This window comes from [Clostridium] aminophilum DSM 10710 (assembly GCF_000711825.1).
In the GTDB taxonomy this organism is placed as follows: Bacteria; Bacillota; Clostridia; order Lachnospirales; family Lachnospiraceae; genus Clostridium_R; species Clostridium_R aminophilum.
Map to the genome: position 1 here is coordinate 1 of NZ_JONJ01000001.1, position 22,024 is coordinate 22,024.

Consider the following 22,024-nt stretch of genomic DNA (forward strand, 5'->3'; position numbering starts at 1 on the left):
CCACTAAAATTACAAAATTCCATCCGAAAACTTCCTTCTGCAATTTCCGTTCGACTTGCATGTGTTAGGCACGCCGCCAGCGTTCATCCTGAGCCAGGATCGAACTCTCTCGTTAAAAGTTTGATCCGGTTTAGACTTAAGCTTGGCTTATTCTTAACCGTTATTACTGTTTAAGGTTTTGTTCTTGAAAATCTCTCGAACTTAAGGCCTCTACCTTATCGGCCTTTGTTCTTGGAATTTTCAGGGTTTTATATACTGTTCAGTTTTCAATGTTCCTGTCGTTCCCGTCAGGCGAGCGACTTAATTATTATATCAAATCTTAATCGCCTTGTCAAGAACTTCTTTATTCTGTTATTTGTTTTCGCTCCGTCCCCGCTGATATGAGAATCGCTTCTGATCCGGATCGGCGCTGCGTTTCATTCGCAACGGAGCCTATCTTATCACCCTGAAATGGATTCGTCAAGCGAATTTTATATTTTTTAAAAACAATTTCTGTTTGATGGATCAAAAGCAGGAAAACCCTGTATTCCCGCCATTTTCATAAAAAGAGGAGCGCCGCGGCGCCCCTCCGAAAATGATTTTACAGTCTTATTTTTTGATATTGTGTTAATATCATATACAATTTATCGAATACTACCGGTTTGTGTTTGGAATTCACATTCATCGTTCACCGTTCTGCATTCACCGTTCCGGCTTACGCATTCCGCGCCCCGTGTTCAACATTCAGGCATTCTCCGCCGTCTGTGCAAACTGAGAATTATACAGATTGGTATAGAAGCCATTTTTCGACATCAGCTCTCTATGATTTCCCTGCTCAATGATCTTTCCGTCCCGCATGACAAGAATCTGGTCTGCATTGCGGATCGTCGAAAGACGGTGTGCGACAATAAAACTCGTCCGCCCCTTCATCAGCTTTGCGAACGCCTCCTGAATCAGAATTTCCGTTCTCGTATCGATGCTCGATGTCGCCTCATCCAGAATCAGCATCGGCGGAAGGCACAGCATAACTCTTGTGATGCAGAGAAGCTGCTTCTGTCCCTGACTCAAACTGTCATCGGTGACCGGTGTGTCCAGGCCCCTGGGCATGCGCCGGATAAATCCCCAGCTTCTTGCCTCTTTTGCCGCGCGGATAATCTCTTCATCCGTCGCATCCGGCCTTCCGAATGCGATATTTTCCCGAACAGTTCCCGCTTTCAGCCAGGTATCCTGAAGCACCATACCATAAGTGCGTCGAAGGGAATGTCTGGAAACCTCCCGAATATCCTGCCCGTCAATCCGGATACTGCCGGAATCCGTATCATAAAACCGCATCAGGAGATTGATCAGAGTTGTCTTGCCGCATCCCGTTGGTCCGACAATTGCCGTTGTTGTGCCCGGTTCCGCGCAAAAACTGAAATCCTGAATCAGTGCTTTCTTCTTATTATATGAGAAATCAATATGATCCAGTGCAACCTCTCCCCGACTTTCCTGCAGTTCATCTGTTGAGTCCGCGCTTTCCGGCCGGGCTTCGATCAGTTCAAATACCCGCGCCGCACAGGCAAGTGCATTCTGAAGCTCCGTCACGACCGAGCTGATGTCGTTGAACGGCTTCATATACTGGTTGGCATAGACCAGAAGCACCGAGAGTCCTCCTACGGTCAGAGAGCCGTTCAGAATCCGATGTGCTCCCACCAGCGCAACCACCGCATAGATCACATTGTTCACGGCTCTCGTGGACGGATTGGTCAGAGAGCTGAAAAATATTGCACTCCGGGAATATTTCTCCAGTTCGAAGTTAATCTCCCGGAACCGTTCGGATGCTGCCTTCTCGTGACCGAAAGCTTTCACAATCTTTTCGTTTCCGATCATCTCGTTGATCAGCGCTGTCTGCCGCCCGCGGGTTGTGGTCTGTTTCCGAAACATCTGAAAAGATCTGCCGGCAATGAATTTGGCCACAAGGAAGCTGACCGGAGTGAGCACCAGCACGATCAGGGTAATCTCAATATTTTTGGAAAACATGAAGATCAGCGTCACGCCGATGGTAATCAGACCGGAAAACAGCTGTGTGAAACCGAGAAGAAGTCCGTCGCTGAGCTGATCGACATCCGCGATCACCCGCTGAACTACATCGCCGGTGGAATGACTGTCCAGATAGGAAAGAGGAAGCTTCTGAATCTTCCGGATCGCATCCGACCGGATATCCCGTACCGTACGGTAGGTTAGACAGTTGTTGATCCGGTTCATGGCCCATGCCGCAATGGAAGAGACTGCGACAACCATTCCGATGTTCCGGAGGTACGATCCCATCTCCGCAAAATGAACGTTTCCCGGCGCGATGATCCGGTCAATTGCTTCTCCGAAAAGAATTGGCACGTAGAGCTGGGTGACCACGGAAATTCCGGCCAGAAGAATGCTGAACGCCAGAAGGATTTTATAGTTTCCGATCACCCGCATAACCTTCTTCAGTGTCTGTGAAGAAGACGAATCCCGAAAGCTTTTGTCATTTCGATTCTCTGCCATCAGACCATCGCCTCCTTCCCTGTTTCATCGCCTTCACCCGGCTGAACCCCACGTCCCGCTTCGAATTCCGTCACCGGTGTTTCAAACCGCCGCGCCGTTTTTCCCGGATCCTCATCGGCTTTTCGTTCTATGTTTCTTTCCGCGTTTCTTTCCGTTTCTTCCTCCGGACGCTCATCCGAAAACTGGGAATAATAAATCTCCCGATAGACCTCGCAGTCTCTCATCAGTTCTTCGTGAGTGCCGTTTCCGACAAGCTTTCCGTCATCCAGAACGAGAATCCGGTCTGCCTCCCGCACACTGGATGTTCTCTGCGAGACGATGAAGACGGACATATTGCCCGGAAGACTCCGGATCGCCCGTCGAAGGGCGAGATCCGTCGAATAATCCAGCGCACTCGCCGAGTCATCCATGATCAGAATCTCCGGTTTCTTGACCAGCGCCCGGGCAATTGTCAGTCTCTGCCGCTGTCCGCCGGAGAGGTTCCGCCCGTTCTGCTCGATCTTCGCGTCCAGCATTCCGTCTTTTCCCTCCACAACTTCCCTCGCCTGTGCGAGGTCAATTGCCTCCCAGAGTTCCCTGTCCGAAGCATCCGGATTTCCCCAGCGAAGATTCTCCCGTATCGTCCCCTCAAAGAGAACCGCTTTCTGTGGAATCACTCCGATCTTCCGGATCAGCTCACCCTCCGCGTAATCGCGGGCATCCTTTCCTCCGATCCACACCTCTCCGGAGTCCGGATCATAAAAACGGGGGATCAGATTCACGACCGTGCTCTTTCCGCTTCCGGTTCCGCCGATCACGCCGATGGTCTCGCCGGACTTCGTCTCAAACGAGATCCCGGTAACCGCATCCGCCCCGGATCCTGCATAGGAAAATGTCACATTCCGGAAACAAACGGAGGAATCCGTATCGCAGCCGTCTGCGACGGCCTTTTCCTCTGTGCTTCCGCTCGTGCAGTCTGCCGCGGCCTTTTCCTCTGTGCTTCCGCACGTTCCATCTGTGCCGGTCTTTTCTTCTCCGCTTCCATTCCTGCCGTATCCACCCGCTTTCTGCGACATTTTCCGGTACGTCATGGTGTTCTTCACGTCAAACATCGCGCTGATGCGCTCGGCACAGGCAATGGACTTGTTGATGGTAATAATCAGTGACGCAAGCTTGATCAGTTCCACGATAATCTGCGCCATATAATTATAGAGAGCAACCACATCTCCCTGTCGGATCGCGCCGAGTTCCACACGGATCGCTCCCTGCTGAATCAGAAGGATCGTCGCGGCATTGATCAGGAGATAGGTTCCCGGATTCATCAGAGCGGACAGTTTTCCGACTGCCTCATTCATGCGGGTCAGCGTGTCGTTCCTCTCCTCAAACTCGCGAATCGAATCCTCTTCTTTGCAGAATGCACGGATTACACGCACCCCCGTCAGATTCTCGCGGGTTGTTCCCAGAAGACGATCGAGTGCTGCCTGTGCACGGGCAAACATCGGAATTGACCGGAACATAATCCCGAAAACCACAATCGAGAGCACCGGGATCGCACCGAGGAAAATGAGCGCGCACCGCACATCAATTGCAAAGGCCATGATCATCGCGCCAAATACGATAAAGGGACTTCTCAGAAGAAGCCGAAGCGACATGTTGATTCCGGTCTGGACCTGATTGACATCGCTGGTCATGCGGGTAATCAGCGTATCGGTACCCAAACGGTCAATTTCGGTATAGGAGAGACTCTGGATGTGATCAAAGAGATCCTGCCGGAGTCCGGTCGCCGCGCCGACACTGGCCTTCGCCGCGAACCACTGGGCAGTAAACGAAAACCCCATCCCGAGTGCAGTCAGCGCAATCAGCATCGCAAATGACTGCCAGACGTAACCCATATCGCCACGGGCAATACCGTTGTTGATGATCCTTGCCACCACAATCGGTACAAACAGGTCCATCAATGCCTCCAGCAGTTTAAAAAACGGGGCGAGAACCGCCTCCGTCCGGTATGCCCGGATATAATACATGATCTTTTTCATGGTTAATCCTCCTGCAATTTTACATTGCCGAAATCATCATATCATATTAAAATCCATATAAGGCATATATCTTTTGTTAGCATCCATATCGAATGTATATAGATTATTGTTTTAGGGGTTCCCATCATTTCCCGGTGGAATCCCGGCAGGATTTCCGGCAGATTTCCATTCCATTCTCATACCTTAAGGAGATACCATGAACATTGATCAGCTCCATTACTTTGCCGTCATCGTCGAGACCGGAACCATTTCCGGCGCGGCGCGCCGGCTTCATATGTCCCAGCCGCCTCTCTCCCTGCAGATCCGAAATCTGGAGACAGAGTACGGCGTCCGGCTTTTTGAACGGGGATCCAGACAGATCCGTCTGACTGAGGCCGGCCGTCACCTGTACTCCTATGCCCGGAAAATCCTTGAACTCCGGGATCTCGCAGAGCATGATCTTGCCCGCATCCGGGAGGGCAAACAGGGAACCGTCCGCATCGGTGTCATCTCCTCCGGCTCCTGCCGCGCATTCTTTGACGGAATTGCGGCCTTTCAGAGCATTTCACCGGATGTCCGCTTTTCGATTTATGACGGGAACACGTATGAGATTCTGGAAGAACTTGAGCGTGAAAAGATTGAGCTGGCCGTCATCCGAACCCCGTTCCCGGATCGCGGTCTCGACAAGATCCCGCTGCAGGAGGATCACATGGTGATCGCGGGAAAGGAAGAATTTCTGAGGGTACTTCCGGACGGACCGCTTCATCTCTCCGATCTGGAAGGCACTCCGCTTGTCTGCTACCGCCGCTGGGAGAAGATTATCCGGGAAAAACTTCGGAATTCCTCTTTTTCCCTTGATTTTTACTGTGTCAATGACGACGCGCGAACAAGTCTTCAGTGGGCAAGGGCAGGATTCGGCGCGGCGCTTCTTCCCGCCTCCGCCCTCAATGCCGCACCCGATCTTCCTTTCCGCGCACTGGCGGATGAAGATCTTGCCAGTACCCTTTACCTGGTCCGTCCGGCCGGGCGGATTCTTTCCGACGGCGCAGAAGCCCTGTTCCGGACTTTTCGCGTCCCAAGGAAATCAGAATAAAAGAGCGGACAGATTCGTTCAGCAGACTGCGGCGCGGAAGCCCTGTCCCGGACTTTTCACAGTCAAAAAACAAGTATAAACAGATATAAGCATAAACGATGGATGAAAGTCATTCCGAAGACTTCAACGCCCCATCCCCTCATTCCTGAGGAGATGGGGCGTCATGTTCTCAAAGCATCTCTGCCAGTTCCAGAATCAGTTTTTCGCTCTTTTCCCAGCCAAGACACGGATCGGTGATGGATTTTCCGTAACAGCCCTCGCCGATTGTCTGTGCGCCGTCTTCGATGTAACTCTCGATCATCAGGCCTTTCACGATGCTGCGAACATCCGGATTCACATGCATGCTGTGAAGCACATCCTTCGCGATGCGGATCTGTTCCAGATATTTCTTGCCGGAATTGTTGTGGTTGGTATCCACGATGACCGCCGGATTCGGAAGATCATTTTCCTGATACATTTTCAGAACTTCCATAATATCTTCATAGTGATAGTTCGGTGTATTCATGCCGTATTTGTCGACGCTTCCGCGCAGAATCACATGTGCCAGAGGATTCCCCTTGGTCTGGACCTCCCATCCGCGATACAGAAACCGCTGCGGGCACTGCGCCGCATAGATCGAGTTCATCATGACCGTCTTGTCTCCGCCGGTCGGGTTCTTCATGCCGACCGGGATGCCGACACCGCTGGCGGTGATGCGGTGAATCTGATCTTCCACCGATCTTGCACCGATCGCCACGTAAGAGAGCAGATCCGAGAGATAGCGGTGATTTTCCGGATACAGCATTTCTTCCGCACAGGTAAAGCCGGTCTCCCGCACAATACGCTGATGAAGCTCACGGATCGCGATGATTCCCTCCAGAAGATCTTCCTCACCTTCCGGATCGGGCTGATGAAGCATGCCCTTGTAGCCGGTTCCCCTGGTTCGCGGCTTGTTCGTGTAGCATCGCGGAATGATGAAAATCTTGTCCTTCACTTTTTCCTGAATCCTGATCAGCCGGTTCATGTAATCCAGAACCGAATCCTCGCGGTCAGCCGAACACGGTCCGATGATCAGAAGAAACTTATCATTTTTTCCGGTAAAGATATCGGTTATCTCCTGATCTCTCGCTTCCTTGATCTTCGCCATCTCCTCCGTCACCGGATAACGCTCCTTCAGGAGCTTCGGAATCGGAAGTTTTCTGATGAACTGCATATCCATATCCATAATGATGTTCCTCCCTTTGCCATCCACTGAATCTGACCGGCACGGCAATGCAGGTGTTCTGCATTTCGTCTGCAATCGCGGCACCGTTCTGCTGTTCGTATGCCGCAAAAAAACGCCGGTATTCTCCGGAAAGGGAATCTCCATATCGGATTCCTTTTTTCTTTTTCCGAAGATACCGACGATTATACTTCTTTTACACTTTAAAGTAAAGAGGCTTTAAAGTGTTTTTTCTCAGAGCAGTGTCCGATTTGATTCATAACCATCCGGAAGCGCTGAACTGTTTTTTCTCTTCACGATGATGGCTCATCGTTCCCATCGATCAACCCGCATTTAAATCCGATCCGTTGTGATCTCCCCCGCAAGAAAGACGCGGAACAGTATCCACGCGATCACTGTCGTCACCAGATCTGTCACCAGCTGCGCGGAAATGACGCCCGTATATCCAAACATGGCAGACATAACCGCCATCACCGCGGCATACACCACTCCCTGACGGCAGATCGAAAGAAGAAGAGACGGAAGGCCTTTTCCTGTCGACTGGAACGCGCAGATCATGACCAGTCCGATCCCCATCAGCACCATACTCGGCATCTGAAGCCGAAGCATTACCGATCCCTGCGCGATCAGCGCCTCATCTTTGATGAATACGCCGACCATAACCGGTGCAATCAGCGCAAGAACTGCCGCGATTGCCGCTCCGCACCCGCAGACCATCTGAAGCGCAAACTTCATCACGCTGCGGAATCGGGGCATATTGCCTGCGCCGTAAGTGTAGCCCATCAGCGGCTGACCGCCAAATCCCAGACCGACGATCACAAGTGCGGCAATATTGACCACTTTCAGAACGATTCCCATGACCGCGATGGACTCATTGCCGTACGGCAGAAGATTACGGTTGGTAATGATCATGCCGATGGTCTGCATAAAGTTTGTGACGGAAGCCGGCAGTCCGATTGAAAAAATGGCCGCCAGCTCCGGACGGAAGATCCTGAGTTTCCGGACATCGAGGGACATCAGCGGACATTTTTTCCATATGTACCAGATGGAAAACACATCCGAACAGATGTATCCGATCACAGTCGCGATGGCCGCACCGGCGGCTCCCATGCCGAGTCCGAAGATGAATACCGGATCCAGAACCATGTTCACGACAGCGCCGATAAATGATGCGATCATGGATGCGTTCGGTGAACCGACCGACCGCAGAAGATTCGTCGGGACCAGCGAAAAAATGATAAACGCCGCTCCCATCACGATCCAGGTATAATATCCGGAGGCATAACTTACCGAAGCACCGTCCGCGCCGAGAAATGCAAGGATCGGGGTCCGGAATGCCATCATCACAAAAGACACGGCCACCCCGAACGCCGCTGCGCCGTACAGGCAGAAAATGCTGAGACGTCGCGCATCTTCATGACTTCCGCAGCCGAGAAGTCTTGAGATCACGCTGCTTCCTCCAAGGCCAAAAATATCACCGAACGCCAGCATCAGCATAAAGAGCGGCGCGCAGACCGACACACCGGCAATCAGATCAGTGTTTCCGGTCAATGCGATAAAATAGGTGTCCACCATATTGTAGATCAGCTGCACGACCATGCTCAGAACAACCGGGATGGCCATCTTCAGATACGCCCTGTGAATCGGCGCCCGTTCAAAAAGTTCGTTTTCCATTCTATCCCTCCGTATCCTCAACGTTCGCCAGCGGACTTTGGTTCCCCGTCCCCTCATTTCTGAGGGGAAGTCGCGGACTTTGCGCGCCGCCGCTGGTCACCGTTAGGTGACAGCTTCCTTGGCGAAGCTCTTAGCGACACATATTTCACTTAGCGGCTTTGCCGCTTAGTGAAATAGCGTGCTGCGGCTGGTCTTTTCGAGCTTAGAGCGTGCCATGGAAATTCACTTAGCGACACATATTTCACTTAGCAGCTTTGCCGCTTAGTGAAATAGTGTGCTGCGGCTGGTTTTCTCGAGCTTAGTGAATTTGCTTACAGCGGCGTGCGCATCCTCGCGGATCGTTTTTATTTCCTAGGGAATTTCGGAGAAATTTCCTAGGAAATAAAAAAACTCCGGACCAGGTGAAATCCTGATCACGGAGTTTCTATCATTTGTGTTATCGGGATACATCCCGAATAGCACGATCATTCGCAAAGCGACGTCCCGTAGAATAGCATATTGCTTCAAAAAAAGTCAAGCTTTTTTCGCCGTTCCGCCCTCCTGGCCGCCGGGGCATCACTGCACTTTCGGCGCATACGTTCGATAGAGATCGAGATACTCTTCCTCCACATCCGCAAACGGTCTCCAGCTGAAATTCAGATAGATATGCAGTTCCGGTTTCGGGCGGTCCATCTCCTGCCGGAGCAGTTCCGTCATGTCATACCAGAGCATATCGTCATCAATTCCCTTTACAATCGCTTTTTCTTCCTCCGTCAGTGGTGTTCCCAGAAACTTTTCGTAGATCATGTCCAGAAGCCTGTTCTCCTGCTCCTTATATTCCGGCATACGGATCTTCACCGGTCTCGGCACATCGGACAGATAGCACTCACTGGCGTCATGGATCAGGCAGGCCAGAATCACTCTCGGCGGAAGTCCTCTGGCCTCCGCCTCCCTCGCACAGTTGATACAGTGCTGTCCCACCGAAAAGAACGTGCGGACATGTCCGTTGCCGCGGCAAAGGTACGGAAGTGCGTGTGCGATATCCTCGATATCCAGCATTTCCGCTTCCGGATTCATCGGATCAATATGCTTTCCGGTGTATGTTGTGATTGTAATTGTCTTATCGGTATACATATAATGTTACCACTCCATCTTCCAGATATGGTCTGTGCGGTCCTTTCCGTCGGAATAATGCATCGCACCGGACTCAAAACTTACCAGAATCATTCCGTCCGGTGTTGCCGATACCGCTTCCGTCATTGGCAGCGCCGTCACGGCTTTGGTCAGACAATTGGAGTCCAGAATAAAGCCCGGCACTTTGGAACTGCCGACCTGAAAATCCTGCAGCGTCGCATGTGTTGAGCTCGTGTCAAAGGACATCAGACGGGATTCTGATTTTCTTCCGTAAGACTGGCTCAGCAGCATCTGACCGTTTGAGAGACTCGTGATTCCCTGAATCCGGTCCGGAGCTGCCATCACCATATCCGGGACCGGATATCCGTCCGGGCCGGCCTCATCGAAGCGCTCCACGCTCTTTTTGGAGAGATCGTATCCCAGAATATAGCAGCCATACTCGGCATTTTCAGCCTTGGTCGTATAATTCATGTCCGCGGACAGATCATAATTCCCCTTCGGGTGATAAAAATTGCCGACCCACAGACAACCGTCGGAAAAATTCATAAAGGACGGGGAAACCGGTACACGGAAGGTCTTTTTGATCTTAACTTCCTTTGTTCCCTCGCCTTCCAGTTCCTTCATCGGAATCTCCGCCACCTGATAGTGTCCCTCCGCATCCGCGGGCGCTGACACGAAGAGCGTATCGTCGGAGATCGCCAGTCCGCCGACATGGCTGGAAAAACGGCTTCCATCCGCATTATAGAGATATGCCTCCGCAGTCAGGACTCCATCCTCATCCAGAATGCTGATCACCGACGGAATATCCGCCTTGGAATAGCTTGCAATATACGTTCTCTTATCTTCCGCGCAGTAGCACATTCCCTGCGGGATCATTCCCTCATTCAGTCCCGGAATCACCGCCCACGGCTTTGCGGATTTGAGAAACGGTTTGTATTCTTTTATACCGGTATAAGTCGGCTTGCCGACCGTTTTGGTCTGTGTCAGACGCAAACCGGTTTCCGCAACGGATCCGCTCTCCGCCGCCGCGGAACGGTCTTCCGCATCCGCTGCGCTCTCCGCTGCCTCCGTGGAAACGTCTTCCGCGCCTGCTGCGCTCTCTGCATTTTCCACAGTCTCTTTTGCCGCCTCTGTCGCAACCGCCGCAGACGTATCCTTTGCATCCTGCTTCGGCCCGCAGGCGGCAATGCCCGCTGCCGTCAGCATTGCTGCCGCAAAAGCCGCAGCCTTACAGACCTTTCCGCTTCGTCCTGTTCGTTTTGTCATATATACTCTCCTGTCTGTTCCATTTTCCTGTCGGAGACAGCACTCCGCGGTCTCCAACATTCCGCGGCAGTCCTCACATCGGGAAACATTTCCTGCCCCGCCGTTTTCACAAACTCTGCCGGCACAGAATACCGCTTCTGTACCGGCAGAGTGTTCTGTTTTATTTATTCCGGACCGGCCGCATTTACTCCAGGCCCAGTTCTTTCCTGGTAAATGCCCTCGTATGCGCCTCTTTTCCGTAACGGTCGCGAAGAATCAGATACGCATATTCTGTATCTTCCGGAAGGTCAAAATCCGCCCCGGTGATCTCGCCGCCGTCCGGCCGGTAAACATTCTGGCACAGTTTCATGCTCCGCACAAGGATCGCTCTCTGAACTCCGCTCATCTCCACATGGACATGCCCGTGTTCTGCGGTCAGACACCGGATCTCCGGTCCCGTCGACGCATAAAAGTTTCCTTTTTTCAGTGCCTCCATAACAGCGGGATAAGTCAGTTCCTCCGCCATCACCATGGTCCAGCTTCCAAAGGAATCGCTCAGAAGATCATCAAAGGGCTTCTTGTTATGGTTATCGTCCGCGCCGTGGCAGTACAGCATCTTTCCGTTCATGAGAAATGCGTCATACAGCCCGTTGTTGCACTCGCTCCCGTTGATCGTATACGATCCCGTATTGTAGATCTCGAGGCTGTAGAGTCCGTTCAGCCGAAGAAGCGTATCCTCGCTTTCCATGGACCACACCGGATGGTTCATCGCCACAAGGTAGCCGGCCGCGCGGGCACAGTCAATGAAATTCTGGATATATTCCAACGTATAGAGGCGCGGTCCCTCCGGTCCGCACTTCGGCAGCTTTTCCGCAATCTCATGCGGAAGATATTTGCAGAACTTCGGATCATAGCCGACATAAGTCTCACAGTCCGGCCTTTTTGCCAGAAGGTTGATGTGGATCTCCGGATGGAGCGGATCATAGCGGCACTCGGGATCCGGCCGGATGTATGCCTCGTATCCGGTGATCATAAGAAAATCTTCGCGGTTCAGCTCCGGGTGCGCCATCGGCGCCTCATGATCGGTGATCGCAAGGATCGAATATCCGCGTTCCCGATAGGCCTGCGCCATCGCTTCCGGTGTCAGATTCCCGTCGGAAATCGTGGTATGACTGTGAAGATTCGCTTTGTACTGATGTTGTCCTTTTCCGATAATATCCATCTTTCGCCTCAATCTGACTGACAAGGTCCTCAGGACGACTTCCGTTCTCCTGTCCTTTCAGCGCTTGTCCCTTCATTTTACTTTATCCGCACAAAATGTCAAATTAAGAAACCCTTTCAGCGGTGTGCGCATCACACGGAGCGCTTTCTTTCGCAGGAAATGGAAATGCGAAACCGCCCTCTGAAACGAAACCGGCGAAAGTCTCCGTATCGATGCCGGAAACTCCCGCCCTGTTCCTTTTCATTTTTGCTATTTCTTTTTTCGATTTACTTTTTTCGTTTTTTCTTTTTCCGGATTTATTTTTTTGGTTTTCTTATTCGTTTTGTCTTATCCGGTTTGTCTTATTCTTTTTCTTATTCGGCTTTTCTTTCCGTTTTACCTTTTTCCGTTTTACCTTTTTCCGATTTTGCCCGGGCGTTTCTCCTTGTTTCAGTCCGGTTATTTCATCGCCGCCTTGGAGTATCCGGTCATCATATACTTCTGGAAAATGAAGAACAGAATGACAACCGGAAGAATGGCCAGAACTGCGCCCGCCATGATCTGGTGATAGTTGGATACCGCCTGGCCGGCAAAGGTATTCTTCAGATATGCGAGTCCGACCGTCAGGACTCTTCTCACCTCATTGCCCGCAATGATCTTCGGCCAGAAATAAGCATTCCAGCCGTTGGTGAAGGTCACGAGAGTGATGGTGTAAATGCTCGCCTTGCTCATTGGAACGAGAACATACCAGATGCAGCCGAGGCGGCCGAGTCCGTCGATTCTTCCCGCATCGATGTAGGACTGGTCAATGGACATAAAGCTGTTCCGGAGCATGAAAATATAGTAGGCCGAAACTGCCTCCGGAAGGATCAGTCCCAGATAGGTGTCATTCATGGTCCAGTCCGAGCACATGATGTAGATCGGGATAAAGGTGACCTGCAGCGGAATCATCAGTGCGCCGAGCACGATATAGAAGAACCCGTCGCGGAATTTGAAATGTCCTCTCGCAAAGCCGTAAGCCGCAAGGATTCCCGTCACCACCTGAGAGATCAGGATTCCTGCGGTCATCACGATCGTGTTCCAGTAGTACTTCAGGAAGTTTGCTTTCTGAAGCACATATCCGTAGTTTTCCGGGTGGAAGGATCTCGGAAACAGTGTCGGGAACGGCAGCTGCACCTCTTCCGCCGACTTGAAGGACGTGCTGATCATCCAATAGAGCGGGAACAGCATGATGACCGTGATCACCACCGCTGCCACGGTCTGTGCCCACCATCCCGCCGTATGTTTCTTGTTTTTCTTCTTTACCGAAAATTCGTGACCCTGCGGGTCCACTGCAACCATTGTATTCGCCATTTTCTTCCTCTCTTCCTGTGACCTGTGCGGGCAAAGCACGCACTGGGACTCTGTTTTCCCGTCCGATTATGAATCGTAGGTAATCTTTCCTTTCGAGATCTTCATGGTTGCTACCGTGATCACCAGAAGAATCAGGAAGAACATCACCGCTGCCGTCGCCGCGCGGTCCATGCGGAAATCAACCATCGCATATCGGTAGATCAGATAGACGAATACTTCGGTCGCACGGTTCGGTCCGCCGGACGTCAGGATATCCACCGACTGGAATACCTTCATCGACGAGAGGAAGGTGGTGACAAAGAGGAACAATGTGGTCGGTCCAAGAAGGGGAAGCGTGATCCGGAAGAACTGCTGTGTCGAATCCGCCCCGTCCAGCGCGGACGCCTCATAATAATCTTTCGAGATCCCTGCCATGGCGGCCAGATAAATCATCATGCCGTACCCGATGCAGCGCCATCCGGTGAGCATCAGCACCGACGGAAGTGCCGTCGCTTTCTGATTCAGCCAGTCGATCGGAGCGATGCCAAGGTAACTCAGCGCATAATTCAGAACACCGGACTCCGTGTTGAGAATCCAGAGAAAGATAACCGCCGCGGAAGACATGGCCACATACTTCGGCATAAAAATGATGGCTCTCAGCACGCTGAACGATTTCGTCATGCGGTTGAACAGCAGTGCAAAGATCATTCCGCCGACGATAGTTACGGTCAACTCCCCGAGCGAATAGAGGAAAGTAACCTCGAGAGAGTTCCAGAGATATTTCGCTCCGGTTCCGGCGAACAGCCACTCCCAGTTCTTGAGTCCGACAAAATGCCATGTCTCATTCAGAAGATTCCAGTCGGTCAGGCTGATCTGAAACAGCCGGACGATCGGATAATAAACAAAGACCATGAGAAGAACGAGTGCCGGCACAATGCAGAGGAAATCGCCGATTTTCTCTTTCTGCCGCGGATTCAGCCCGGCCTTCGCCGGTGTCTTTCCCGCCGAAGCGCCTGTCTCGGGTTTCGTATTCTCTTTTATTTCCATATCAACCATAGATTTCTCCCCCAAAAGCAAAGTCTGCAGGCGAACTTCGGTCCCCCGTATCCTGACTGTCAAAACTCTATGACACGAAACGCAAAAGTCCTCCCGCAGGGATAACCTGTAGGAGGACCGGGGACATTTCTCTTCTTCTTTGTCTCCTGCCGCAGTGGGCTTATTCAGTTTATCCGCTCATTTCCGGATCCTGCGGCCGGAAACATTTCTCTTTCGAAGTTCTCCGAATTACTTGTGATCGGCAAGGATCTCGTCGATCTCCTCAACCATGCTGTCGGACTGTTCCTGAGCATCGGAGAACTCGGTCATCATGGTAACCATGTAGTTCTTCCATGTGGTTGCAAGCTCGGACCACGCCGCATTCTGGATTCTCGGATTTACCAGATCCAGATTGTCGAAGATGCACTGGAATGCCGGCTTCTTCTCAAGGAATGCCTTGCCTTCATCGGTGTGAAGAACAGACTTACGGGTCGGTAAGTAACCGGTTCCCTCTGCCCACTTCATATTGACTTCCTTACCGCACAGGAACTGCAGGAACTGCCATGCAGCATTCTTGGTCTTCTGGTCGTTCTTGGACGGAATTCCCAGAACGCATCCGCCGACCTCAGAGTTCTTTGTGCCGTCTGCAGCTGCCGGATACCATGCCATGCCGACATTGAAGTCACACTTGCTGACATAGTTGTTGTACAGAGAGGAGGTATGCATAACGGCAAATGCCTTCTTGTCATAGAAATCCTGACGCATGTTCGCAGATGCATCGGTTCCCTGACGATAGTTTACAAGACCGGCCTTTGTCCAGTCCTGAATCTTCTTGGTGCGGGCAACGGCTGCCTCGCTGTTCAGATCGCACTTATTTTCCCCGTTGATGATCTTTACGCCATCGTTCAGATACAGTGTCTCGAAATACCACTGATCCCATCCCGGAATCTCCAGACCGTATACGCTTGTGGTTCCGTCTGCCGCCTTCTCGGTTGCCTTCTCGAGGAATGCGTCCATGTCATCGATCTTGGTCGGAATCTCAATTCCCTTTTCCTTCGCCATATCTGCATTGTAATAGATTACCTGCGTGGAGTGAAGGAACGGAAGGGAAACCTGTTTGCCCTCATACTGCGCACTGACCAGAAGTCCGTCCGCAAAGTCGGTTGCATCATAGCCGGTCGCCTTGATGTACGGATCCAGATCTTCATACAGACCGCTTGCTCCGTAAGATGCGACATAATCGGTGTTCGCAACGACAACCGCCGGAAGTCCGGTTCCTGCCGCATTTGCCGCGATCAGCGCCTCATTGATATCTTTGTATGCGCCCTTATATTCCGCCGTTACATGAATCTTGTCCTGACTCTTGTTGAATTCGTCCACCACTTCATTGACAAGATCCGTGTACTGATCCTCGAGTGCATGCCACCATACGATCTCAATCGGTTCGGTAACCTCATACTTGGAGGCATCTGCCGCTTCTGTCTTCCCGTCCGCTGCCTGAGACTCTGCTGCTGTCGTCTGGGCTGCTGTCGTTGCTGCGGCAGATCCGGTGGAACCGGAGCATGCGGTCAGAGCCATCGCTCCGGCCAGTGCAAGCGCTGCGCTTTTCTCGAGTGTCTTCCATTGCATTTTTTTCATATGTTTTTCCTCCTCTGAGCGATTCTATTCATAGCGGTCTTTCCGCAAATCGCCAAAAACGTTTGATTTGAAAATGCATGTAAATGATAATAACAGCAAAATGTCAGATGGTGCCGGTGGTTGTAAACTAAAATATATGCCAATAAAGCAACGTCTTTTTCGGCTTATTTTGTCATTTTGCCCACTTTCAAAACTCAGTATAATCCATATTATACTTTTTTACAATATTTATATATTGTTATAATTTTACCGAGAATTGTGTTTCTGAAACACAATTTTGACGTCATTTCCGTTCATTTCTGTTTCTTACACCGAAATCTTTACAAACACAAAATTCATAAGATAAGAAGACGCTAGGATCACTCCGCCGATCCAAAAGAAAAAGAAACCGCTCAACTGGTAGAACAGAAGGAAAAATGCCGCCGGAAGAAGCATCATCACAATGGTCACCGGCACACATTTCATCGCCATGGCGGGCGCATCCCGCAGAATTTTCCCGACCGGATGATCAAACACTGCCAGAATTCCGTACATGTACATGGTGATGACCAGAAAAAGATCCGCCATGATCAGAAGAAAAACCGTAAGCGCAAGGCCGACCTGTCCCCCCGCCGCGCTCATTCCCGTCAGTGCCACGCGTTCCGCAGTCTTTCCCGATCCCGCAGCCCAGAACGCCGCCGCAAACCAGATATCCGCTGCAAAGAACAGAAGTCCCGCCGATTGAATCATCCACAGAAGCGTTGCCTTACGGAAATGCCGTTTCCATGCTGAAAAATACCCCCGTATCACACCGCCCTCCTGATCCCGGACCGCTTTCAGGCAAAAGTCATAGAAAGCAGCCGTGGATGCGCCGATCGTGAAGATCGGTATGCAGGTGGCCAGCCAGATGACCGACATCGCCGATACGTCCGCCAGCTTTCCCACAAAATTCCAGAACCGGTTCTCCGGATTAAAGAGTTCGCTCATCCTTCCCTATCTCCTTTCTGTTCCTTATCGCTCCCGAATCCGGTTCTGCATGAACGATTCGCCGGCACCGGCGCTGTGTCTTCCATCCCTTTTCCCAAGACAGCACCGACCACAGGTTTCCGCCGGCATCCATTCCTTTCCCGCAAACGGCACCGACCACAGGGTCCCTGCCGGCTTCCATCCGGTTGAGAGATTCCCACAGCAGTGTTATCATAGACTTGTCCTGCATTTCCCCGCCGGCCCCTTTTCGGTCCGGTGCGGAACAGACAAAACCATCGCAAAGGATATACACTATGATTTCATCCCGATTTCACCGTTGGAAAGAGGAGGAAGCCGCCAAGCTCTCCCGCATGACATTCCGAAAAAAAGCGGAGTATATCGCTTACTACTACAAATTCTATTTTCTTGGACTTGCCGCTGCGGTAGTTCTCTTTCTTTTCGCCGGCGAGGTCCTCATCAACCGCTCCAAAACCGTCATCCTGTCCGGTCTGATCACAAATGATGACTGGAACCGTTTTTCCGCATCAGACATCTCCCGGGACTATGCCTCGAGGATCGGCCTGTCCTCCTCCCAGAAGCTTCTTCTCGACGACGGACTCTACATTGACGAAGAAGGTCAGGCCGCCGAGATCGCCGCGGCAAGCCGGGGCAAAATCATTGCCGGGATCACCACAAAATCCCTCGATTTTGTCATCACAGAAAAAAGCGTTCTCGATGAGTTCCGTCCTCAGATGACATTCTGTTCTCTAAATGAGCTTCTTCCGGATGATCTCTTCCGGGCGCTCCGGGATTCCATGGCGACGTACACGGACGAAAACGGAAAAACCGTCTATTACGCGCTTTCCCTGAAGGACTCCCGCTATCTGACCGATGCCCCCGAAGTCACCGGGACTTATTACCTTTTTGTTCCTTCCATCGCGCCGCACAGAGAACAGACCGCGGACTTTATCCGGTACTGTTTTGAGCAGGTTCCCTGACCGGATCCGCTTCGCAGAATCCGTTTTGCATTTTCTGCCCGCTATACGCGAAAGAAAATCCACCAAAAAAGTACAGCTCCGCACGGCATTTCCGCCGGGCGGAGCTTTCTTTTATGGAGAACTTCCGATCAGTTCAGAATGGTCTCTTCGGTTTCTTTGTCAAACAGATGAATCTTCGACTCATCCACCGCAACCGTGATCCGGTCTCCCCGTTTCGCCTTCGACGTGGAGGCCACTCTTGCCATCAGGTTCTGCCCCTGATAAATCATATAGAGGTAAATCTCTGCGCCCATCATCTCCGACACTTCCACTTCCGTCCCGAACTTTGAACCGGCATGCTTCTCCAGAAATTCCGAATCGTCCTTGATGTCTTCCGGACGGATACCGACGGTCACTTCCTTTCCGTCATACGGTGCAAGATTCGCACCGCCCGTCTTTTCCTCCGGAAGCGCGATGACCGTTCCGGCAATGTCCACCGTCCAGCCGGAACCGGACCGGTGAAGCGTGCCGCCGAGGAAATTCATCTGCGGGCTTCCGATGAATCCCGCCACGAACAGGTTGCACGGCTTTTCATACAGATTCTGCGGTGTATCCACCTGCTGGATAATGCCGTCTTTCATAACAACGATGCGGTCACCCATGGTCATCGCCTCGATCTGATCATGGGTGACATAGATAAATGTCGTCGCCAGTTTTTTGTGGAGTTTGATGATCTCGGTTCTCATGCTGGTGCGGAGCTTCGCGTCCAGGTTGGACAGCGGCTCATCCAGAAGAAACACCGCAGGATTGCGGACCATCGCACGGCCGAGAGCTACACGCTGTCTCTGACCGCCGGACAGAGCCTTCGGTTTTCTCTCTAAAAGCGGTTCAATCTCCAGAATCCTTGCCGCCTCCTTGACGCGGCGGTCGATCTCATCCTTCGGAACCCTGCGCCGCTCCAGACCGAATGACATATTCTTATACACGGTCATATGCGGGTACAGCGCATAGTTCTGGAACACCATGGCAATATCGCGGTCCTTCGGCGCGACATCATTGACCAGACGGTCCCCGATATACATCTCGCCATCCGTGATCTCCTCAAGACCGGCGATCATCCGGAGCGTCGTGGATTTTCCGCAGCCCGACGGACCGACAAATACCACAAACTCCTTGTCGCGGATCTCCAGATTGAAATCCTTTACCGCCGTAACGTTCCCCGAATAAACCTTATAAATGTGTCTGCAGCTGATACTGGCCATATTGGACCTCCCCTTTTGTCCTATTCTATGTGTGATCTGCAGTTTTTGGGCTCTTTTCCGCCGAAAAACCGCAGCGCATTCCAAAACAACATCCTGTGATTACATATTATTTGATTTATTTAGTTGAACTGTCTGATTTGAATGATAATTTCATTATAGCGGTTATGCCAAAAGATTCAACTGTATATCAAAAAAAACAGACAGATTACACAAAATTGTGAATCTGTCTGTTTTGAACTGTCAGGAGTGAGTGGATGGTGAAGCCGAAGTCCGCGTGCTGACTTTGTTCTTCATACTCTTCTGCATCACAACAAGAGCTACCAGAAGAACAATGCCGATAAGGTCCGTGACATTGCCCGGATAGAGCATGCACAGGCCTGCTGCCAGCGCCGCCGCGCGGAACGGTTTATTCAGCTCTGTCAGCAGATATCCCTCCATCGCCGATGCGAGAGCAACCATGCCGAGGAAACTGGTGACAACAATCAGCACAACCTGAACTGCCGTCGTATCAATAAAGAGCATGGCCGGATTAAAGCTGAACACATACGGAACGACAAATGCCGCAATCGCCAGTCTTGTTGCGTTGAATGCCGTCTTCATCGGGTCCGCTTTGGCGATGGCGCTTCCCGCATAGGCCGCCAGTGCAACCGGCGGCGTGATATCCGCCACGATGCCGAAATAGAACACAAACATATTCGCGCAGATCGGGTTGAGACTCATACCGGTGGTCAGGATCGGCGCACAGGTTGTCGCCATGATCACATAGTTCGCTGTCGTCGGAACCCCCATTCCCAGAAGAATGCAGCAGATCATGGTCAGGAACAGCGCGATAATGAGCTGTCCGTGTGCCACGCCGACGATGGCGGAGATGAAGATCTGTCCAAGTCCCGTCATGGTTACAACGCCCGCGATGATGCCGGCGATACCGCAGGCCACCGCAATGCTGAGAGAATTTCTCGCACCGGTCTCGAGCGCGCTGACAAACCTTGCCGGAGTCATCCGGTGCTCTTTGTCAAACATGCTGACCAGAATACAGAGTCCTGTCGCAATGATCGCCGAACGGCTCATCGTAAATCCCTGCACGATCATGACAACAAGGACGATCAGCGGAATCAGAAGATAACATTTCGGCAGAATGTCTCTTGTCTTCGGGAGTTCTTCTCTCGGGATTCCCTGCAGTCCGAGCCGCTTTGCGCGGAAATGAACCATCAGGAAAATGCCGGTAAAGTACAGAGCTGCCGGAAGGATCGCGCGGACAACAATGTCCGCATACGGGACACCGACCATTTCCGCCATAAGGAACGCTGCCGCTCCCATGATCGGCGGCATGATCTGACCTCCGGTGGAGGATGCCGCCTCAACAGCTCCCGCAAATTCTCCCGGATAACCGGTCTTTTTCATCATCGGAATCGTCACCGATCCGGTGGTTACCGTATTGCCGACACTGGACCCGGACACCATTCCGCAGAGCGCGCTGGAGATGACCGATACCTTTGCCGGCCCACCCGTTGCCGCCCCGGCCAGACAGTTCGCACACTGAATGAAGAAGTCGGAAATTCCCGTCGTTTCCAGAAAAGCACCGAAGACGACAAAGAGAACAATATATGTGCTGCAGACACCGATCGGAGTGCCGATGACCCCCGTAGTGGTGTAGAAAAGGTTGTAGATGATCTTCCGAAGGCTTGCCCCGGTGCCGAAAGCGTAGAGCACAAAACACGACGCGACAATCAGAATCGGCCATCCGGTCACACGGCGGCAGCATTCCGCCAGAATCAGAATTCCGATCACACCGAGAATCACCTCCGTCTGATTGATCCTGGTCGCATGGTTGATGATGGCGCGGTTATTCACCACGAAATAAAAGAAGCTTCCCGCTCCCGCAATGGCGAGAATCATGTCATACACCGGAATACGGTTTTCTTTCTGTCTCACCTTGCTGCCTTTTCTTGCCGGAAAGAGAATGAATACAAACAGGATCACCATTCCGACAAACAGCGGGCGGCGGATTCGCTCATCCCAGACCGCAAACAGGTTCATATACACCATAAACAGTGCAAATGCCGCAAGCGCCGCTGAAATCACTTTCTTCGGTCCCCCGCTCCATGGCCGTACATTCGATTCACGGTCAAATTTTTTCATAATTTCATCGACGTCAGCCATCGTACCGACATCCGGTTCTGTGTTTATTGTTGCCTCCACAGTCCCGCTCTTCTTCATTTCTTCCACGTTGATTCCCCCTGCCTCCGCCTCCGGCGTATGCCGTCAAACGGAAAAATACTCATATCCAAAAGTGTTCATATGAAAACCGCACTCTGGAATTCCGACCGCACAGGTCCCGAAGACTGATTGCCCTGTCTTCCCGGATCTTCATCGTATGATCGGATACAGTTCCGACAAAATAGGTCAGATCATTCATTTTTTGATCAAACCCGGACACAATCATGCTCCCGTCTTCTCCGTATGAAAGGGTCTGTCCGTCTTCCAGCTCCGTCTGAACGCCGGCGCCGAACCCGTAGTATACGGTTTTCTCCACATAGATCGCATGATCTTTGATTTCATAAAAGTCCGTAACCGGGCTCTTGTTGACTGAGTGCACGAATCCAACGCTGAACCCGTCGCCCTCACTGATCCGGTATCTTCCGTAAAGCTGCCCCGTTCCGGCATTTCGCAGCGTCAGATACCATCCCTGCCGCATAGAAAGGACGGCGGCGGCTGCGATCAGAATGACTGCCGCAACTGCCGCTGTTCGAAACTTTCCCCAAAACCGGATGTTCATTTCGTCATCCCCGCGTTTTCGGATTCCTCATCGAAGCCA

At 51.8% G+C, this 22,024-nt stretch carries 16 protein-coding genes and 1 rRNA gene; 2 read left to right on the forward strand and 15 right to left on the reverse strand.

Annotation, left to right across the window (positions count from 1 at the left end):
• From BR86_RS0100005 to BR86_RS0100015, 3 genes are all read right to left on the reverse strand, one after another.
• Positions 1 to 115 (reverse strand): 16S ribosomal RNA (locus BR86_RS0100005); the annotation flags it as partial.
• A gap of 608 nt (positions 116 to 723) precedes the next feature.
• A complete protein-coding gene (locus BR86_RS0100010; RefSeq protein WP_031470982.1) occupies positions 724 to 2,499 on the reverse strand; it encodes an ABC transporter ATP-binding protein in 1,776 nt (591 codons plus the stop codon).
• Entirely contained in the window at positions 2,499 to 4,514 is a 2,016-nt protein-coding gene (locus tag BR86_RS0100015) for an ABC transporter ATP-binding protein (RefSeq protein WP_075034378.1), read from the reverse strand. Before BR86_RS0100015 ends, BR86_RS0100010 begins: the two co-directional genes overlap by 1 nt.
• Before the next feature lie 196 nt (positions 4,515 to 4,710).
• Between BR86_RS0100015 and BR86_RS0100020 the strand changes: the two genes are divergently transcribed.
• Positions 4,711 to 5,586 (forward strand): LysR family transcriptional regulator, encoded by an 876-nt coding sequence (locus tag BR86_RS0100020; protein WP_031470984.1) that lies wholly within the window; start codon positions 4,711 to 4,713, stop codon positions 5,584 to 5,586.
• A 169-nt stretch (positions 5,587 to 5,755) separates the two neighbouring features.
• On the opposite strand, the gene BR86_RS0100025 is transcribed toward BR86_RS0100020, so the two are convergent.
• The 9 genes from BR86_RS0100025 to BR86_RS14915 form a co-directional block, all read right to left on the reverse strand.
• Positions 5,756 to 6,790, reverse strand: a complete 1,035-nt coding sequence (locus BR86_RS0100025; protein WP_031470985.1) for a 3-deoxy-7-phosphoheptulonate synthase — start codon at positions 6,788 to 6,790, stop codon at positions 5,756 to 5,758.
• Positions 6,791 to 7,120: 330 nt separating this feature from the next.
• Entirely contained in the window at positions 7,121 to 8,461 is a 1,341-nt protein-coding gene (locus BR86_RS0100030; protein WP_031470986.1) for an MATE family efflux transporter, read from the reverse strand.
• 555 nt (positions 8,462 to 9,016) lie between these two features.
• A complete protein-coding gene (locus BR86_RS0100035; protein ID WP_031470987.1) occupies positions 9,017 to 9,574 on the reverse strand; it encodes an HD domain-containing protein in 558 nt (185 codons plus the stop codon).
• Between the two features lie 6 nt (positions 9,575 to 9,580).
• Positions 9,581 to 10,840: a hypothetical protein gene (locus BR86_RS14910; RefSeq protein WP_143099275.1), complete on the reverse strand. Its 1,260-nt coding sequence runs from the start codon at positions 10,838 to 10,840 to the stop codon at positions 9,581 to 9,583.
• Between the two features lie 184 nt (positions 10,841 to 11,024).
• Positions 11,025 to 12,041 carry a PHP domain-containing protein gene (locus tag BR86_RS0100045; RefSeq protein ID WP_051684474.1) on the reverse strand — a complete coding sequence of 339 codons (1,017 nt, stop codon included), beginning with the start codon at positions 12,039 to 12,041 and terminating at the stop codon, positions 11,025 to 11,027.
• A 438-nt stretch (positions 12,042 to 12,479) separates the two neighbouring features.
• On the reverse strand, positions 12,480 to 13,373 hold the full coding sequence (locus BR86_RS0100055; protein WP_242841530.1) for a carbohydrate ABC transporter permease: 894 nt from the start codon (positions 13,371 to 13,373) through the stop codon (positions 12,480 to 12,482).
• Between the two features lie 66 nt (positions 13,374 to 13,439).
• On the reverse strand, positions 13,440 to 14,408 hold the full coding sequence (locus BR86_RS0100060) for a carbohydrate ABC transporter permease (RefSeq protein WP_242841531.1): 969 nt from the start codon (positions 14,406 to 14,408) through the stop codon (positions 13,440 to 13,442).
• 228 nt (positions 14,409 to 14,636) lie between these two features.
• Entirely contained in the window at positions 14,637 to 16,025 is a 1,389-nt protein-coding gene (locus BR86_RS0100065) for an ABC transporter substrate-binding protein (protein ID WP_031470992.1), read from the reverse strand.
• Positions 16,026 to 16,331: 306 nt separating this feature from the next.
• Positions 16,332 to 16,991 (reverse strand): YesL family protein, encoded by a 660-nt coding sequence (locus tag BR86_RS14915; RefSeq protein WP_031470993.1) that lies wholly within the window; start codon positions 16,989 to 16,991, stop codon positions 16,332 to 16,334.
• 293 nt (positions 16,992 to 17,284) lie between these two features.
• Here BR86_RS14915 and BR86_RS0100080 point away from each other — a divergent pair, with 293 nt between their 5' ends.
• On the forward strand, positions 17,285 to 17,968 hold the full coding sequence (locus BR86_RS0100080; RefSeq protein WP_031470995.1) for a hypothetical protein: 684 nt from the start codon (positions 17,285 to 17,287) through the stop codon (positions 17,966 to 17,968).
• Between the two features lie 128 nt (positions 17,969 to 18,096).
• Here BR86_RS0100080 and BR86_RS0100085 read toward each other — a convergent pair whose 3' ends face one another.
• The 3 genes from BR86_RS0100085 to BR86_RS0100095 form a co-directional block, all read right to left on the reverse strand.
• Positions 18,097 to 19,209, reverse strand: coding sequence for an ABC transporter ATP-binding protein (locus tag BR86_RS0100085; RefSeq protein ID WP_031470996.1), 1,113 nt, complete (start codon positions 19,207 to 19,209; stop codon positions 18,097 to 18,099).
• A gap of 240 nt (positions 19,210 to 19,449) precedes the next feature.
• Positions 19,450 to 21,426 carry a TRAP transporter permease gene (locus BR86_RS0100090; RefSeq protein ID WP_143099292.1) on the reverse strand — a complete coding sequence of 659 codons (1,977 nt, stop codon included), beginning with the start codon at positions 21,424 to 21,426 and terminating at the stop codon, positions 19,450 to 19,452.
• 61 nt (positions 21,427 to 21,487) lie between these two features.
• Entirely contained in the window at positions 21,488 to 21,985 is a 498-nt protein-coding gene (locus BR86_RS0100095) for a DUF1850 domain-containing protein (protein ID WP_031470998.1), read from the reverse strand.
• Between the last annotated feature and the right edge of the window lie 39 nt (positions 21,986 to 22,024).

Bases quoted from the DNA above. Each gene is read 5' to 3' on its own strand.
- BR86_RS0100010 (WP_031470982.1), bottom strand. From the start codon at position 2,499: ATGGCAGAGAATCGAAATGACAAAAGCTTTCGGGATTCGTCTTCTTCA.
- BR86_RS0100015 (WP_075034378.1), bottom strand. From the start codon at position 4,514: ATGAAAAAGATCATGTATTATATCCGGGCATACCGGACGGAGGCGGTT.
- BR86_RS0100020 (WP_031470984.1), top strand. From the start codon at position 4,711: ATGAACATTGATCAGCTCCATTACTTTGCCGTCATCGTCGAGACCGGA.
- BR86_RS0100025 (WP_031470985.1), bottom strand. From the start codon at position 6,790: ATGGATATGGATATGCAGTTCATCAGAAAACTTCCGATTCCGAAGCTC.
- BR86_RS0100030 (WP_031470986.1), bottom strand. From the start codon at position 8,461: ATGGAAAACGAACTTTTTGAACGGGCGCCGATTCACAGGGCGTATCTG.
- BR86_RS0100035 (WP_031470987.1), bottom strand. From the start codon at position 9,574: ATGTATACCGATAAGACAATTACAATCACAACATACACCGGAAAGCAT.
- BR86_RS14910 (WP_143099275.1), bottom strand. From the start codon at position 10,840: ATGACAAAACGAACAGGACGAAGCGGAAAGGTCTGTAAGGCTGCGGCT.
- BR86_RS0100045 (WP_051684474.1), bottom strand. From the start codon at position 12,041: ATGGATATTATCGGAAAAGGACAACATCAGTACAAAGCGAATCTTCAC.
- BR86_RS0100055 (WP_242841530.1), bottom strand. From the start codon at position 13,373: ATGGCGAATACAATGGTTGCAGTGGACCCGCAGGGTCACGAATTTTCG.
- BR86_RS0100060 (WP_242841531.1), bottom strand. From the start codon at position 14,408: ATGGTTGATATGGAAATAAAAGAGAATACGAAACCCGAGACAGGCGCT.
- BR86_RS0100065 (WP_031470992.1), bottom strand. From the start codon at position 16,025: ATGAAAAAAATGCAATGGAAGACACTCGAGAAAAGCGCAGCGCTTGCA.
- BR86_RS14915 (WP_031470993.1), bottom strand. From the start codon at position 16,991: ATGAGCGAACTCTTTAATCCGGAGAACCGGTTCTGGAATTTTGTGGGA.
- BR86_RS0100080 (WP_031470995.1), top strand. From the start codon at position 17,285: ATGATTTCATCCCGATTTCACCGTTGGAAAGAGGAGGAAGCCGCCAAG.
- BR86_RS0100085 (WP_031470996.1), bottom strand. From the start codon at position 19,209: ATGGCCAGTATCAGCTGCAGACACATTTATAAGGTTTATTCGGGGAAC.
- BR86_RS0100090 (WP_143099292.1), bottom strand. From the start codon at position 21,426: ATGAAGAAGAGCGGGACTGTGGAGGCAACAATAAACACAGAACCGGAT.
- BR86_RS0100095 (WP_031470998.1), bottom strand. From the start codon at position 21,985: ATGAACATCCGGTTTTGGGGAAAGTTTCGAACAGCGGCAGTTGCGGCA.